Annotated in this window: 13 protein-coding genes; 5 read left to right on the top strand and 8 right to left on the bottom strand. The window is 52.4% G+C overall.

The window, feature by feature from the left end; translation table 11 throughout:
* Nucleotides 1–11 precede the first annotated feature (11 nt).
* From ABGI61_RS01180 to ABGI61_RS01145, 8 genes are all read right to left on the bottom strand, one after another.
* Nucleotides 12–512, bottom strand: coding sequence for a DUF4442 domain-containing protein (locus tag ABGI61_RS01180; protein ID WP_347595610.1), 501 nt, complete (start codon nt 510–512; stop codon nt 12–14).
* Between the two features lie 69 nt (nt 513–581).
* A complete protein-coding gene (locus ABGI61_RS01175; RefSeq protein WP_347595607.1) occupies nt 582–2,414 on the bottom strand; it encodes an SLC13 family permease in 1,833 nt (610 codons plus the stop codon).
* A 54-nt stretch (nt 2,415–2,468) separates the two neighbouring features.
* On the bottom strand, nt 2,469–3,353 hold the full coding sequence (cysM, locus tag ABGI61_RS01170; RefSeq protein ID WP_347595604.1) for a cysteine synthase CysM: 885 nt from the start codon (nt 3,351–3,353) through the stop codon (nt 2,469–2,471).
* Between the two features lie 19 nt (nt 3,354–3,372).
* Nucleotides 3,373–4,122, bottom strand: a complete 750-nt coding sequence (locus tag ABGI61_RS01165; RefSeq protein ID WP_347595601.1) for a TrmH family RNA methyltransferase — start codon at nt 4,120–4,122, stop codon at nt 3,373–3,375.
* Nucleotides 4,119–5,768 carry an amidohydrolase gene (locus tag ABGI61_RS01160; RefSeq protein WP_347595598.1) on the bottom strand — a complete coding sequence of 550 codons (1,650 nt, stop codon included), beginning with the start codon at nt 5,766–5,768 and terminating at the stop codon, nt 4,119–4,121. The genes ABGI61_RS01165 and ABGI61_RS01160 overlap by 4 nt, the downstream gene beginning before the upstream one ends.
* A gap of 91 nt (nt 5,769–5,859) precedes the next feature.
* Nucleotides 5,860–6,897: a M48 family metallopeptidase gene (locus tag ABGI61_RS01155; protein WP_347595595.1), complete on the bottom strand. Its 1,038-nt coding sequence runs from the start codon at nt 6,895–6,897 to the stop codon at nt 5,860–5,862.
* A complete protein-coding gene (locus ABGI61_RS01150) occupies nt 6,897–7,982 on the bottom strand; it encodes a YjgN family protein (RefSeq protein WP_347595592.1) in 1,086 nt (361 codons plus the stop codon). Before ABGI61_RS01150 ends, ABGI61_RS01155 begins: the two co-directional genes overlap by 1 nt.
* Nucleotides 7,983–8,122: 140 nt before the next feature.
* The gene (locus ABGI61_RS01145; RefSeq protein ID WP_347595589.1) at nt 8,123–9,502 is read right to left on the bottom strand and encodes a class II fumarate hydratase; all 1,380 of its coding nucleotides are present in this window, start codon (nt 9,500–9,502) and stop codon (nt 8,123–8,125) included.
* A gap of 324 nt (nt 9,503–9,826) precedes the next feature.
* Here ABGI61_RS01145 and ABGI61_RS01140 point away from each other — a divergent pair, with 324 nt between their 5' ends.
* The 5 genes from ABGI61_RS01140 to ABGI61_RS01120 are packed head-to-tail and all read left to right on the top strand — an operon-like array spanning nt 9,827 to nt 15,282.
* Nucleotides 9,827–12,622 (top strand): monovalent cation/H+ antiporter subunit A, encoded by a 2,796-nt coding sequence (locus ABGI61_RS01140; protein WP_347595586.1) that lies wholly within the window; start codon nt 9,827–9,829, stop codon nt 12,620–12,622.
* Nucleotides 12,622–12,975 carry a Na+/H+ antiporter subunit C gene (locus tag ABGI61_RS01135; RefSeq protein WP_347595583.1) on the top strand — a complete coding sequence of 118 codons (354 nt, stop codon included), beginning with the start codon at nt 12,622–12,624 and terminating at the stop codon, nt 12,973–12,975. The genes ABGI61_RS01140 and ABGI61_RS01135 overlap by 1 nt, the downstream gene beginning before the upstream one ends.
* Nucleotides 12,975–14,486, top strand: coding sequence for a monovalent cation/H+ antiporter subunit D (locus tag ABGI61_RS01130; protein ID WP_347595580.1), 1,512 nt, complete (start codon nt 12,975–12,977; stop codon nt 14,484–14,486). Before ABGI61_RS01135 ends, ABGI61_RS01130 begins: the two co-directional genes overlap by 1 nt.
* Nucleotides 14,483–15,019, top strand: a complete 537-nt coding sequence (locus tag ABGI61_RS01125; protein ID WP_347595577.1) for a Na+/H+ antiporter subunit E — start codon at nt 14,483–14,485, stop codon at nt 15,017–15,019. Before ABGI61_RS01130 ends, ABGI61_RS01125 begins: the two co-directional genes overlap by 4 nt.
* On the top strand, nt 15,013–15,282 hold the full coding sequence (locus ABGI61_RS01120; RefSeq protein WP_008220865.1) for a K+/H+ antiporter subunit F: 270 nt from the start codon (nt 15,013–15,015) through the stop codon (nt 15,280–15,282). The genes ABGI61_RS01125 and ABGI61_RS01120 overlap by 7 nt, the downstream gene beginning before the upstream one ends.
* Nucleotide 15,283: the final 1 nt, after the last annotated feature.

The following is a 15,283-nucleotide window of genomic DNA, read 5'->3' as shown; positions in this document are numbered from 1 at the left end:
TCTGTTCTAAGTTAGCGCTTTCTCGGTATCCAGGCCCAGGTCATTTTAGCGTTGACCGGTTCAATACCGGCGCTGTCGGTAATGGTAACTGCGACGGTGACTTCGCCTTTGTCTTCACTATGCATGGCGGCGATTTGCTCAGCCGTTAAGGTGGCCACAGCGGTTAAATCACCGCTGGAGCGCTTAATGTAATCAATCTGCATTTGTTTTAGCAGCGGCAGCTTACTATCAGGCAGGTGAATGCCGACTAAAAAGCCGGTGGCAGACTCGGCCAGCAAGCCTGTAGCAGCAGCGTGCACCGAACCGATGTGATTTTGTGCCTTCTTGCGGTTTTTCAGCCGCAGCACCGAGCGGTTACCTTTTAGTTCCAGCACTTCAACGCCAGCGGTACCGGCAAACTTAATCACCCGACCAAACACCGTACTTAAGGCAAAAGCCCGCATAAAGCCAGGCAGCTGATAGCATTTACTGACAATACGCTGCAGTTTATTAGGTTGTATCTGACTCATCATGGTCTGACCTGTTAGGGTTTTGCGCACTATGCCAAGTGCAGGAGGCAAAAGCAAGGTACAACAGTTGAATTAAAGTGGCCAGGCGAGTAGGAGTAGTGGAATCGCCAGCACGGTGATCAGCAGCTCCAGCGGCAGGCCCAGCCTCCAGTAATCGCCAAAGCGAAAGCCCCCGGGACCCAGAATGAGCGTGTTATTCTGATGCCCGATGGGAGTAAGAAACGCGCAGGATGCACCAATCGCCACCGCCATTAAAAAGGTATCGGCGTTTACTTGCAACGCAGTAGCTGTGCTGATCGCAATAGGGCACATCACTGCCGCCGTTGCGGCATTGTTCATCACATCGGATAGCAGCATGGTGATTAGTAAAATCAGTACCAGCGCTATAATCGCACTGTCCTGCGCCAGGTTTTGCAGTAAAAATACTGCAATCAGATCGGCGGCCCCGGTTGAGGCCATGGCGCCGGCAACCGGCAGCAGCGCGGCCAGTAACATGATGACCGGCCAGTCGATGGCCTGATAGACGCTGCTAACAGGCAGGGTTTGTAGCAACATGGAAACCAGCACCGCCAGGCTAAACGCCACTGCCGCCGGCAGCAAGCCGGTAGCCGAGCAGACAATAGCGCCCAGCATAATACCACCGGCTTGCCAGGCTTTTTTACGATTAGGGATGCGCAGCTCCCGCTCAGCCAAAGGCACGCAGTTGTTGTCGGCGGCAAATTCAGCGATAGCTTCAGCCGGGCCTTGTAACAGCAGTAAATCGCCAGAGCGCAGTGCTACTTTGCGCAGTCGTTTAACTGATTGCTGGCCCTGGCGGGACAGCGCCAGTAAATTCAGACCATAGCGGGTGCGCAGCATTAAATCACTGGCCGAACGCCCACTCAGTGGTGAGCCGGGTAACACTACCAGCTCACCTAGCGTGATCTCGGCATTATTATCGTTAGTGTTATTGTCGTCAGCTGAGGTATCTTTAGCACTGGCTTCCTGCTCGTCTGAGGCATCTTTACTATTTAAATCAACCGCCTCTTCCAGCGTTAAATCGAATAAGGCTAACAGCTCAGTCAGGGCAGCGGCTTCAGCTTCAATCAGCAGAATATCATCGGCCAGCACTTTGCGGTGTGGGTTGGCGGCAATTAAGCGGATGTCTTTTCGCACCAAACCGATAATCTGCGCGTCTATCTCGGCGGCTTCGCGCTCAATCTGCAGGATGCTTTTGCCTGCTACCTTGCTGTTGCTGTTTACCCGCACCTCGGTAATGTAAGCGCCGGATTCAAAGCCATCACCGTTCGGTGTTTTCCGTGCTGGCACCAAGTAGCGGCCGAGCAAAGATACCAGCATGATGCCTGCCAGTGCCACCGGGATACCCACCAGGCTAAAATCAAACATGTTAAAAGTGGCAGTGGCGCTGTCGTTGCGAAAGCCTGACACGATTAAATTCGGCGGGGTGCCGATAAGGGTTGTCATACCGCCTAAAATGGTACCAAAGGCTAAAGGCATCAGTACCTGCCCCGCGCTGAGCTCAAGCCGTCTGGCCAGTTGTATTGCCACCGGCATCAGCAGCGCCATGGCACCGACATTATTCATAAAGGCGGACAGCGCCGCGCCCAGCGACACCAGGGTTAAAATACTGATATTGCGACCGGCTTTGGCCGGCATTACCCGCCGGGTTAAGGCGTCTACCGCGCCGGTACGTTGCAAGGCAGCACTAAGAATTAACACGCAAGCGACCGTTACCACCGCCGGGTGTGCTAAACCGGAAAACGCCTGTTGTGGGGTGATAAGGCCACACAGCATGGTGGCCATCAGCGCTATGCCGGCAACCACATCATGGCGCCAGCGGCCGGACAAAAACAGCGCCACTGTGATGGCTAAAATAGCCAGAATTAACCCTTGTTGTTGTGCCATCCAGTGCTCTCTTTTGGTAAAAGGGAGTACGCCGGTTTAGTGGCGCTTTAGTGCTCAGTATATGCCGGATGACAGATAACGATCGCCGCGGTCACAAATAATCGCCACGATAACGGCATTAGCATGCTGCTCGGCCAGTTTAACCGCTGCGTGCACGGCACCACCTGAGCTGACACCGGCGAAAATGCCCTCTTCACGTGCCAGGCGGCGCATGGCGGTTAGCGCATCGTCCTGGGCAATATCAATGATCTGATCAACCCGGCTTTTATCGAAAAAGCCCGGTAAATAAGCCTCCGGCCAGCGGCGAATGCCGGGGATACTGGCGCCCTCAGCCGGTTGCAGGCCGACAATCTGAATTGCCGGGTTTTGTTCTTTCAAATAACGCGATACACCCATAATGGTGCCGGTAGTGCCCATGCTGCTGACAAAATGGGTAATTTGCTGCTGACTTTGCTGCCAGATTTCCGGCCCCGTGCTGGCATAATGCGCTGCCGGATTGTCCGGGTTGTTAAACTGGTCCAACACTATGCCTTTGCCGTCAGCCTGCATTTGCAAGGCGAGATCGCGCGCGCCTTCCATACCTTGCTCTTTAGTCACTAAAATCAGTTCAGCGCCATAAGCACGCATACCGCTTTTTCGCTCTTCGGTGGCGTTGTCCGGCATAATCAGCGTCATCTTGTAGCCTTTAATCGCCGCCGCCATCGCCAGCGCTATACCGGTATTGCCGCTGGTGGCTTCAATAATGCGATCGCCGGGCTTAATGGTGCCGCGTTTTTCAGCCTGCACTATCATATTCAGCGCCGGCCTGTCTTTCACCGAACCCGCCGGGTTATCGCCTTCCAGCTTAAGCAACACAGTGCTGTTGGTATGCGCTGCCATACGTTGCAGTTTCACTAAACGGGTATTACCAATTTGACTGTCGATACTGGCAAAGGTCATAAGGTCACCGATAGATATATTAGGCTTTACTTAAGCGCATAAGGTTATCACAAATCACCGCTGCAGCGATGCCGACATTCAGTGACTCTGCATCACCAAAGGCCGGAATGGTAATTTTACGGCTGATTACCTGTTCAAGCTCAGGGCTAATCCCATTGGCTTCGTTACCCAGCACAATAAAGCCGCCGCTAGCACTGAGTTTTAGCTGATGCACCGACTCACCGCCTAAATAAGCGCCGTACACCGGCAGCGTAGCCTGTGTCAGCAGCGGCTGTAGCACTTGGTAATGCAGTTGTACGCGTAAAAATGAGCCTTTAGCCGCGGCGATGACTTTAGGGTTATAACAGTCGGCGGTGTCGGGCGAGCAAATAATATGCTTGATACCGTACCAGTCGGCAATGCGGATAATGGTGCCCAAATTGCCCGGGTCGTTAATTTGATCCAGCACCAGCACAAAGCCGTGACTGGGCGGCACAAAATCGCTGTGGGCTGGCATTTTTACTACTGCCAGCGCGGCATCATTACTGCTGAAGGTGCCTGCTTTTACCAGCTCGTCGGCACTGCAGGGCTGCACCAGTGCAGCGGTTTTTACTTGCTGCGGGTAGTGCTGTAAGAAGTTATCGGTGGCAAATACCGCCTCAACCTGCCAGCCGGACGCCAGCAGTTCCAGCACCGCCTTTTCGCCTTCGACAAAAAACAGCTGTTCAGCTTTGCGGTACTTTTTTTGCTGTAAGGAGCGGACAAGCTTGCTCCATTTTTGGCTGATCATTTCGCAAATACCTGTTTGCCGTTAACAAAGGTTTGCTCTACTTCTACCCGCCATAGCTGCTCAGACGGAATAGTGTAAATGTCGCGGTCGACAAGAATAAAATCAGCCCAGCTGCCGGGGGCTAAAGTCCCCATACTGTCATCCTGAAAGGCGCCATAAGCGGCATCCACGGTAAAAGAGCGCAGCGCTTCGGTTAGGCTGAGCTTTTGCTCGGGCAGCCAGCCACCTACCGGCTGATTATCCTGACTCTGGCGGGTAACCGAGGCATGAATACCGTGAAAGGCGTTGGCCAGTTCTACCGGGAAGTCAGAGCCGCCGACAATAATGCTGCCCTGATCAATAAAGCTGCGCCAGGCATAGGCACCGCGTAACCGTGCGACACCTAAGCGGTCACCGGCCATATTTTTATCCGAGGTAGCATGCACGGCCTGCATGGCCGGCAGCACATGCAGTTTGGCAAAGCGCGGGATATCTTTCGGCGAGACGATTTGCGCATGTTCGATGCGGTGGCGGCTTGCAGCACGTTGATCTTCTGGCACTAGTTTCTCAAAGCGGTCCAGCACCAGCCGGTTGGCTAAATCACCAATGGCGTGCACATTGGTTTGAAAACCGGCGGAAATCGTCATTTGCATAATTTGCGTTAGCTGGTCCGGCTGTGTGACTAATAAGCCTTTTTGGCCAGGCTGGTCGCTGTAGGGCTCGATTAATGCTGCACCGCGGCTACCCAGAGCGCCGTCACCGTAGATTTTTACTGAGCGGATATCTAAAAAATCCTCTGGGTCATCGATAATGCCGGCCTTGAGCCAGTCTGGCAGCTGTGGGTCGCGTGCCGACAGCATAGGGTAAATACGCATCGGTAGTTTTTGCTCAGCCGCCAGTTGCTGATACAACTTGACAGTATCGGTATCAACACCGGCATCGTGCACACTGGTAATGCCCAGTGCCAGCAGGTGGTCAAAAGCTGCGTTAAGCGCGCGTACTTTGGCTGCGTTATCCGGTGTGGGGATATGTTGCTCAACCAGTAGCATGGCATTGTCAATTAATACACCTGTGGGGTTGCCTTTGGCATCGCGCACTATCTCGCCGCCTGGTGGATCTATGCTGTCTTTGGTGATGCCGGCCAGCGCCAGGGCTTTACTGTTGGCCCAGCCGGCATGAGCATCGATACGTTCCAAATAAACCGGTTTATCGCTAATGGCTTCATCCAGGCTGGCGCTGCTGGGAAAGCTATTGGTAGGCCACAGTACCTGGTTCCAGCCGCGGCCAACAATCCAGGGCGCGTCTTTGTTAGCGTTTGCAAATGCAGCCACGCGCGCTACCGCTTCTTGCTCACTTTGGCTGCCGCGCAGCTCTACCTGCGCCAGGTTTTGCCCCAGCCCCAGCACATGGCCGTGGCCGTCAATTAAACCGGGTAACAGGGTTTTGCCCTGACCGTTAAGCTGTTTCGCTTCGGGGTACTTTGCTAACAGGCTGTTATCACCCCGTGCCAGCACTTTGCCGCTTTCATCGTCAAACACCAGCACACTGAACTGCTGCAGCTGGCGCTGGCTGTCAAAACCATAACCCTTGATCTCAGACACGACCACAGGGGCGGCAGTTAAACTACAACTGAAGATGGCACTCGCCAGGCTGGCAACACGAAACATAACGGTGGATCCCTGTTTGAATTTTGCTGAACTATAACAATAAACTGGCTAACAACAAAACGGCGCCAGGGTAAGTGGCGCCGCTTCTAGGTTAGTTGGCTGTAGCCTGTTCGATACGCTCACGCGTGTCGGGGTGGGTGCTAAGATACTTCAACAGCACGCTGCTTTGCTCGCCATCATTGCCATGGCTGGCAAGTAAGGCTGCCATTGCATCGGCAAAGGCCTGCGGCGATTTACCCAGCGCGGTCAGTTTAGCAATAGCAAACTGGTCGGCCTCGCGCTCCATATCGCGCGAAAAGGCGTTTTGCAGCAGCACTGAGCCAGATCCTAGCAACAAGTCGGCCACGCCCTCGGGGTTGCCAAACACAATACCGATCACCAGTGTGGCCCCCAATGACTGGGCGATTAACCGCACGCTATGCTGGCCTTCGACATGACCAATTTCGTGCAGCAAGACCGCCAAAATGGCATCGGGTTGATCTTTTAGCAGGCTGACCAGCTGATCAGTAATCACCACAGTACCATCGGGCAGCGCAAAGGCATTGGCGCCGAAAAAGTCTGACTTAAACAAATGCAACTGATACTGGCGCTGTTCCAGTGAAAGTTGGTTTAACGCCATCTGCCAATGGTAGCGCACCATGGCTTGCTGCTCTGCGGGTAACTCAGTCGGCGCTAAGGTGGTTTTTTGCAAACTGTAAAAGGTTTGCCGGCCCATTTGCTGTTTTACACTGTCAGGTACCAGTGGCACGGCAGCGCTGGCCAGCATTGGCATTAAATCGACAATGATCCACCACAGCAGCAAGGGCGAGAGCAGTAGCGCCGCCAAAATGGATAACTTATGGCTTTCCAGCCGCTCTGCCAGTGCGCTGCGTTTAGACAGCCGCGGCCAGCGATAACGGCTATCGCTGGGCACGAAAACAGCACCGTCACGCAAACGCAGCTCTACCGCCAGACCAGGCACGGCAATGCCAAAGCGATAGTCGTCCGTGCCGGCCTGTGCCAGCAGAGTTTTGTTATCGCTGCTGCGGATAAGCAGCATGCCCTGCGGGCTAAGTTCAGCCTCGGCAGCATGTAGCGTGCTGCTGCCGGCAAACTGGAACTGGCCCTGAACAAAGGTTGTGTTATGCATTATGCCAGTGACACATCGACATCAAACAGGCCAGCGGCTTCCTCACCAAAGGCGTTACTGTCTTGCTGCACTTCGTCAACCAGGCTGTCGATCGCCGGATAAACCGCAACGGTCGTTACACTGGCCAAATAGGCGGCTTTGCGGATCTTAGTCCAGGGGTAGGCCAGACCCAGGGTAACAATAATGGCCAACAGGTTAGATAAAATCAGCCAGGCATAGGGAATAACCTGCATTTCCGACTTAAATTTGGCTACGCCCGGCAGTTCTGTGCGCCCAAACAGGTGGTTACGGATCATGCTCTGATAGATAGCACCGCTTAGCGCGAAGCCAACGAAGTATAAGGCGAACATCACAACTGAAATCAGCACGGCCACAGCACCGCGTCCGGCTGTACTGTCAATGCCATTCCCTACAGTCGCTGCGGCAATAAACCCGATAATCGCAGCGACGATACCAATAACAATCGCCAGACCCATAATGGCGGCAAAGGCAACCAGGGCGGCAATATAGTATGAGCTGGTGTCTGTATTCACTTGCAGCTTTTTACCACCAAAACTGATGTTGCTACACAGATACTGGTCTATTTTTTTCAGCGCCCACGGCATGGCCAGATACAACGTAAAGACCGACAGTACCGGCAATAACACAAAGTATTTTAATGCGCCCAGGTAGTTACCATGAAAAGCAAAGCGCACATTGCGGTAGCTGGTCATACGCATATTAAATTTCATGCTTTGTACAATCAGCCAGGGTGACAGCAGCATAAACGGCAGTGCCAGCAGCAAGGCGGCTTGTGGTGATAAAGAAGAAAGGGCAAAAAACAGCGCAAAGATAATAACGGCAATAATTCGGCCTTTTAAAATTTGTATTGGGCTGGCCAGATAACGAAATGGCTGGTTATCAATGCGGGTATGGCCATAGAAATACTGGTTAGTACGTACTTTGGCCCAGGCACTGTAAATGCCCAGCGTAACGATACTTAGCAGCAGGTTAACGATCCAGATACCAAAAAACTCACCGGCCTGACCGCTAAATGCGACCTTACCTACCCGGGGTTGCGTCGGGCTGGTTATATTATTCTCCATAGTACAGCTTCCTTATTGTTATGTTGATGTAAAACAAGGCCGGATTATACCGATAAAACCACCATAAAGTGCAACGAATATTTATTAAAACGTTAAAAGAAATAGCGTTGAATATTCAATGCCACTGTATAAACGCTCGCTCAGGTTATTACCCCGCCATTAGCCAGTTTTGCCGGGTTAAGCAGGGCCTCAAGCTCAGTGCGGCTATAGCCGGTATGCTCTTGTGCAACGTCCAGTATTGGCCGCTGCTGTTGGTAGGCTTGTTTGGCAATGTCGGCCGCTTTGCTGTAGCCAATCAATGGATTAAGCGCAGTGACCAAGACAGGGTTAAGTGCCAGCGCTTTGGCAATGTTGGCTTCATTTACGCTAAAACCGGCAATAGCCTGCCCGGCCAGGGCGTTACAGCCATTGGCGAGTAGCTCTATGCTTTGCAGCAGGTTATACGCCACCAGCGGTAACATCACATTCAGTTCAAAGTTGCCGCTTTGGCCTGCGATAGTGATGCTGGCGTCATTGCCGATCACCTGAGCACACAACATAGCAACCGCCTCCGGGATCACCGGGTTAACTTTGCCTGGCATAATGGACGAGCCTGGCTGCAGCGCCGGTAAACTGATTTCTGCCAGGCCCGCCAGGGGGCCGGAGTTCATCCAGCGTAAGTCATTACACAGTTTCATCAGGCTTACCGCTAATACCTTTAACGCACCGGACGTGGCAACCGCGGTATCCTGGCTGCCAATTGCACTGAAATAGTTATTTGCCGGGCGAAACGGCTGGCCGGTCAGTGCTGACAGTTCCTGACAAAACAGCAAAGCAAAGCCGGGAGCTGCGTTAACGCCAGTGCCAACGGCAGTGCCGCCCTGTGCCAATTGCTGCAGGTTGTGCTGCTGCGTTAACAATGCCTGTTCTGCCGCCGCCAGTTGCGCTTGCCAGCCACCTAGTACCTGTGCAAAGGTAACGGGCATGGCATCCATCAGATGGGTGCGGCCCGTTTTGACGATATGACCAATTTGCTGGCTTTTTTCAGTCAGTGTGCGTTGTAACCGTTGCAGTGCTGGCAGCAGCTGCTGCTCCAGCGCCAGGCTGGCACTAATATGAATGGCTGTGGGTATGCTGTCATTACTGCTTTGGCCCAGATTAACATGATCGTTAGGGCTGACACGGCTGTCCAATTCACGGCTGGCCAGAGTGGCCAGTACTTCGTTGACATTCATGTTGCTGCTGGTGGCTGAGCCGGTCTGAAACACATCCAGCGGGTAGTGCTGCATATCGGTCTGCACCAGCTGGTTTTGTGCCGCGTGAATAATGGCATCGGCAATCGAAGGTGGCAGTACCCCCAATTGTCGGTTTGCCAGCGCTGCAGCGTGTTTTAGCAGTAACAAGGCCTGAATAAAACGCTGCGGCAGTTTTAACGGGCTTAAGCGAAAGTTTTGCCGGGCGCGCTCAGTTTGCGCCTGATACAGTGCGGATACCGGGACTTCCAGTGGCCCCATGCTGTCGTGCTCAGTTCTGGTGTTCATCAGCTGGCTCCTGTTTGTGCTGCTGGTTTAGCAAGCTTAGTTTTTGCGGTAAACAAGGCGTTTTTTACGGCAAAGTACCGCGGGTTAAGTCTATGAATGACGTACTGTTAATAGACATTTTTGCCAGATACCGGTATAAATATTGCTGAAAAACCGGAAAGATTCACACCCGACAAACTGATTTTCACCCCACCCATTGTAGCAAAGGCACTCTGTCTTCTATGCTTGGTTCACTGCCTATGCACATCAACGACTTAATCATCGGCATTAAGACAGCGGGCTGAAGGTCGGTAAGGTTAACCTAGAAAAGGATATGCGACAGCTATGACACTCTTGTGGATTTTACTTCTGCCGCTACTGGGAAGCCTGGTTCCCGTACTGACGGCCCGCTGGAGCCGCAGTGCCTGCGCTCTGGCAACAGCCATTCCGCCTTCTGTTGCTCTGATGTTGTTGCTTTATCATAGCAGTACCATTTTAGACGGCGGCAGTGTCAGATTTTTCCTTTCGTGGATCCCGCTGCTGGGGCTGGATATCACCATTATTCTTGACGGCCTGGCCTTTATGTTTGGCTTGCTTATTTTAGGCATTGGTTTGTTGATTATTTTGTATGCGCGTTACTACTTATCTGAACGCGACTCGATGCCGCGGTTTTATGCCTATTTAATGCTGTTTATGACAGCCATGCTCGGCATAGTGTTGTCGGGTAATTTGCTGCAACTGTGGCTGTTTTGGGAGCTAACCAGCATCAGCTCCTTTTTACTGATCAGTTTCTGGTGGCACAAAGCTGAAGCCCGGCGCGGTGCACGTATGGCGCTTACGGTAACCGGTGCCGGTGGTTTGGCGTTGTTAGCGGCGTTTTTACTTATAGGCCAGGTAGTGGGTAGCTACGATTTACAACAGGTGCTGGCCAGTGCTGAGCTTATTAAACAACATGCCTGGTATCCGGTAATTTTGGTGCTGTTTTTGCTGGGGTGCTTTACCAAGTCGGCGCAGTTTCCGTTTCATTTCTGGTTACCCAATGCCATGGCTGCACCCACGCCGGTAAGTGCTTACTTACACTCGGCTACCATGGTAAAAGCCGGTATCTTTTTATTAGCGCGATTTTACCCTGCCTTGTCCGGCACCGAACTGTGGTTTGTGTTAGTGAGCGTAACTGGCCTTGCTACCTTGTTGCTCGGTGCTTATCTGGCGCTGTTTAAGCATGATTTAAAAGGCTTGTTGGCGTACTCCACCATCAGTCACCTGGGTCTAATTACCTTGCTATTCGGTATGGGCACCGATTTAGCTGCCGTGGCTGGCTTATTTCACATCATTAACCATGCCACTTTTAAGGCGTCGTTGTTTATGGCTGCCGGTATTATTGACCATGAAACCGGCTCGCGTGATATGCGCAGGCTCAACGGCTTATGGCAGTTTATGCCGATCACCGCGACGCTGGCGATGGTGGCCGCTGCCGCCATGGCCGGGGTGCCGCTGTTAAATGGCTTTTTATCGAAAGAAATGTTCTTTGCTGAGACGTTGCACCAACACTTGTTGGGCTCGTTGTCTTGGGTCATCCCGGTACTGGCGACCGTGGCGGCGGTGTTTTCTGTGGCCTACTCAATGCGCTTTATCCACGATGTATTTTTTAATGGCCAACCCAAGGGCTTAACCAAAACGCCACATGAGCCTCCACGCTACATGCGGGTGCCGGTAGAAGTGCTGGTAGCGCTGTGTATTTTGGTTGGCCTGTTTCCCGGCTATCTGATCGGTGATTTGTTACAGGCCGCCTCTGCTGCAGTGCTACCTGGCGATGTGCCAAGCTATAGCCTGGCGATTTGGCACGGTTTTAATCTGCCATTATTGATGAGTGCGCTGGCGCTGGTGGGCGGCATTGTGATTTACGTTAACCGCAAGCACTTATTTGATTTTCAAAATACCCTGCCAGATGTCGATGCATTGAATAGCTTTGAGCGCTCAGTAAAACGTTTTGCCGAGCGTTGTGGCCGTATTTACCAATGGCTGGACAGTGGCTCGTTACAGCGTTACATGACATTGACGCTGCTTAGTTTTGTGATTTTAGCCGGCTTACCTTTGACCGACCTGGTTATCTTATGGGGCGGGCGAGAAGAGCTGCCAATAGACGCTGTTAACGCCACGGGTGCCGTGATGTTGCTGATCGCCGCTTTTGCTACCGTGCTGTGGCACCGTAAACGTGTCGTCGCGCTGCTGATGATTTCTGTGGTTGGGCTGATGGTGTCTATCGCCTTTACCCGTTTTTCTGCGCCTGATTTAGCGCTTACCCAGCTGTCGGTTGAGGTAGTGACCATTATTTTGCTTATGCTGGCGCTGTTTTTCCTGCCGCATAAAACACCGAAGCAATCGGAATCATCGCGGGTGGTGCGTGACTTAAGTATTGCCAGCATGGTCGGGGTGATCATCGGTAGTTTAAGTTATGCATTAATGACCCGGCCCTTTAATACCATCTCTGACTATTTTATTGCCAATGCCAAAATCGGTGGCGGCGGTACTAACGTGGTTAATGTGATCCTGGTGGATTTTCGCGGCTTTGATACCATGGGCGAGATCGCTGTATTGGGCATTGCCTCACTGGGTATTTTTAAACTGCTGACTCGCATACCGCTGTTTAAACCCAGCAGCGATGGTGAGGGCCGACCCTGGGCATTAGAGCGTCACTCATTGTTGCTGTCCACCGTGTCACAAAGTTTGTTGCCACTGGCCATCATGGTGTCGATTTATATCTTCTTCCGTGGCCATAACTTACCGGGCGGCGGCTTTATTGCCGGCTTAGTCACTGCAGTGGCGATTATTCTGCAGTATATTGCGCAAGGGGTAGACTGGGTTAAAGCCCGTATGAACGTTGAGTATCAGCGCGTAGTCGCAGTAGGTCTGATGATTGCGCTGCTTACTGGCGTAGCCAGCTGGCTGTTTAACCGGCCGTTCTTAACCTCATGGTTTGATTATTTCGATGTTCCGCTTTTGGGCAAAATAGAACTTGCCAGCGCCATGGCGTTTGATTTGGGCGTTTATGTCACCGTAGTGGGCTCCACCTTACTGATCCTGGCGAGCCTGGGTAAAATGACCACAGCGCACCGGCCGGTGCATAAGGAGACCATCTGATGGAAACTCTGTTTGCATGTTGTGTTGGCTTTTTAAGCGCCTGCGGCATTTTCCTCATGCTGCGCGGCCGTACCTTTCCGGTCATGCTGGGGCTGACCATGCTGTCTTATGCGGTAAACCTGTTTATTTTTGCTTCAGGCCGCTTAACGTTGCGTGGCGCAGCGGTACTGGGTACCAGTGAGCAATACGCTGATCCTCTGCCGCAAGCCTTAGTGTTGACTGCCATTGTGATTGGCTTTGCCATGACCGCGTTTTTGGTGATTTTAGCGATTCGGGCGCGGGCAGATTTAGGTAATGACCATGTTGATGGCAAATTGCCTGATGCCGATGTAGTTAAAAAGGAGAGCCGTTGATGTGGCATTTAATTACGGCACCGGTGCTGTTGCCGATGTTTACCGCGCTGCTCATTATGCTGCCGCCTATCCATTATTCACCAAACCGGCGTCGTTGGGTCAGTATGATATCCAGCGCCATTCAGCTGATGCTGGTAGTGCTGTTACTCATGCAGGTGCAACAGCAGGGGCAGCTCCATTACGCTATCGGTAACTGGCAGGCGCCTTTCGGTATTATTCTGGTGGCAGATACTTTGTCTGTGGTGCTGGTGTGTTTAACATCATTCCTGGCATTAGGCGCCATTTGTTATGGCAGTGCCGGTGAAGATGAAAAAGGCTCGTTTTTCCATCCACTATTTCAGTTTCAGGTGATGGGTATTAACGGCGCTTTTTTAACGGGTGACTTATTTAACCTGTTTGTGTTTTTTGAGGTATTACTGATTGCCTCCTATGCGTTGTTAATTCATGCCGGTGGCAAGAACAAAACGAAAGCTGCTGTGCATTATGTCGTGCTAAACCTGACGGGCTCGGCCATCTTTCTTATCTCGCTGGCGGTGCTGTATGGCACAACAGGCACCTTAAATATTGCCGATATGGCGCAAAAAGTGGCGCAGCTGCCGGCATCTGATCTGATGCTGGTTAAATCCGGCGCCCTGATGCTGATGATAGTGTTTGCGCTAAAGGCTGCTGTGCTACCACTGCAATTCTGGTTACCGGCAACCTATGCTTCAGCTTCGGCGCCGGTAGCCGCGTTGTTTGCCGTGATGACCAAGATTGGCGTTTATGCGCTGCTGCGGGTGTATACCACCATTTTTGGTAACGAGGCAGGAGAGTTGTCGGGGATCGCTGCAGACTGGCTACTACCTGCCGGTTTAGCCACTATTGCGTTGGGTGCTATTGGTGTTATGGCCAGCCAGGATTTTCGTAAACTGGTGGCGAATCTGGTGCTGCTGTCCGTAGGTACCCTGGTGAGCCTGGTTGCATTACAAACCCAGCAGGCAGCCGCTGCGGCCTTGTATTATACCGTGCACTCTACGCTGGTAACGGCAGCGCTGTTTTTAATCGCGGATCTGATCGCAAATCAGCGCGGAAAAGCGGCCGACAGGTTGGTCTCCGGGCGTAAAGTGGTGCAGCCGGTGCTGCTGGGCATGATGTTTATGGTAGGCGCACTGAGTGTCGCCGGTTTGCCGCCGCTATCTGGCTTTGTTGGTAAGGTGATGTTGCTGCAGTCGGTGACTGACCCAAACAGCCGGCTCTGGTTGTGGGCCCTGGTGCTGGTCAGCAGTTTAGTGGTGATTATCGGCTTATCCCGTGCCGGTAGCACCTTATTTTGGCGGATTAGTGGTACTGACACTGTTGCTGAAACCGCTAAGCCATTGCAGGTATTTGCGGTCTGCTGGTTATTGTTAGCCAGCCCTTTGCTGGTGATTTTTGCTGGCCCGCTGACTGAGCTGTCGTTGCAGGCAGCGGCGCAACTGTATGACACTAAGACGTCAGTACAATTGATTTTAGGCCAGGAGGTGACGCCATGAGGTTTAAGCCGAAGTTTCGCTGGTTGCCTACGCCTTATCGCAGTGTGTTGCTGTTTGTCGTCTGGTTACTGCTAAACCAGAGCATTGAAGCGGTGCATGTGTTTTTTGGTCTGATACTGGCAATCGTTATTCCATTACTCACGTTGCGTTTTCGTAACCCTCAGCCACTGATTGAGCGGCCAATGCTGGCGCTGCGTTATATTCTGCGGGTGTTTGGTGACATTATTACAGCCAATGCCCAAGTTGCAGTGTTGATACTGGGGCCAAAGCAGCGGTTAAGCCCGGCATTTGTCAAAGTGCCGTTGGATTTGCAGCATGAATTGCCCATTACTATTTTAGCCAGTACGGTGTCGATGACGCCGGGCACGGTCAGCGCTGAAATTTACCCCAGTGTTGAGCAACTGCCTGAGGGCGAGCCCTTGCCGCAGCGTTGGCTGCTGATCCATGTGCTGAACCTGAAAGATGAGGCGCAGCTTATTGCCGAGATCAAACAGCGTTATGAAGCACCGCTGAAGGAGATTTTTCAATGCTAAATAATGTCATCATGTTGGTGTTTGCCATGATTAGCGTGGCGCTACTGCTGAATTTATGGCGCCTGCTGCGGGGGCCTAGTTTGCCAGACCGCATTCTGGCGCTGGATACCATGTATATCAACAGCATAGCACTGATTATTCTGTACGGTTTGTTGATGGGATCACCGCTGTATTTTGAGGCCGCTTTGCTGATTGCGATGTTGGGCTTTGTCAGTACTGTGGCGGTATGTAAGTTCTTGCTGCGTGGCGATATTATCGAATAGG

Source organism: Rheinheimera fenheensis (genome assembly GCF_039871805.1).
GTDB lineage: Bacteria > Pseudomonadota > Gammaproteobacteria > Enterobacterales > Alteromonadaceae > Alishewanella > Alishewanella fenheensis.
The sequence above is the reverse complement of the archived record's forward strand: the minus strand, read 5'-3'. Positions and strand labels throughout refer to the sequence as shown.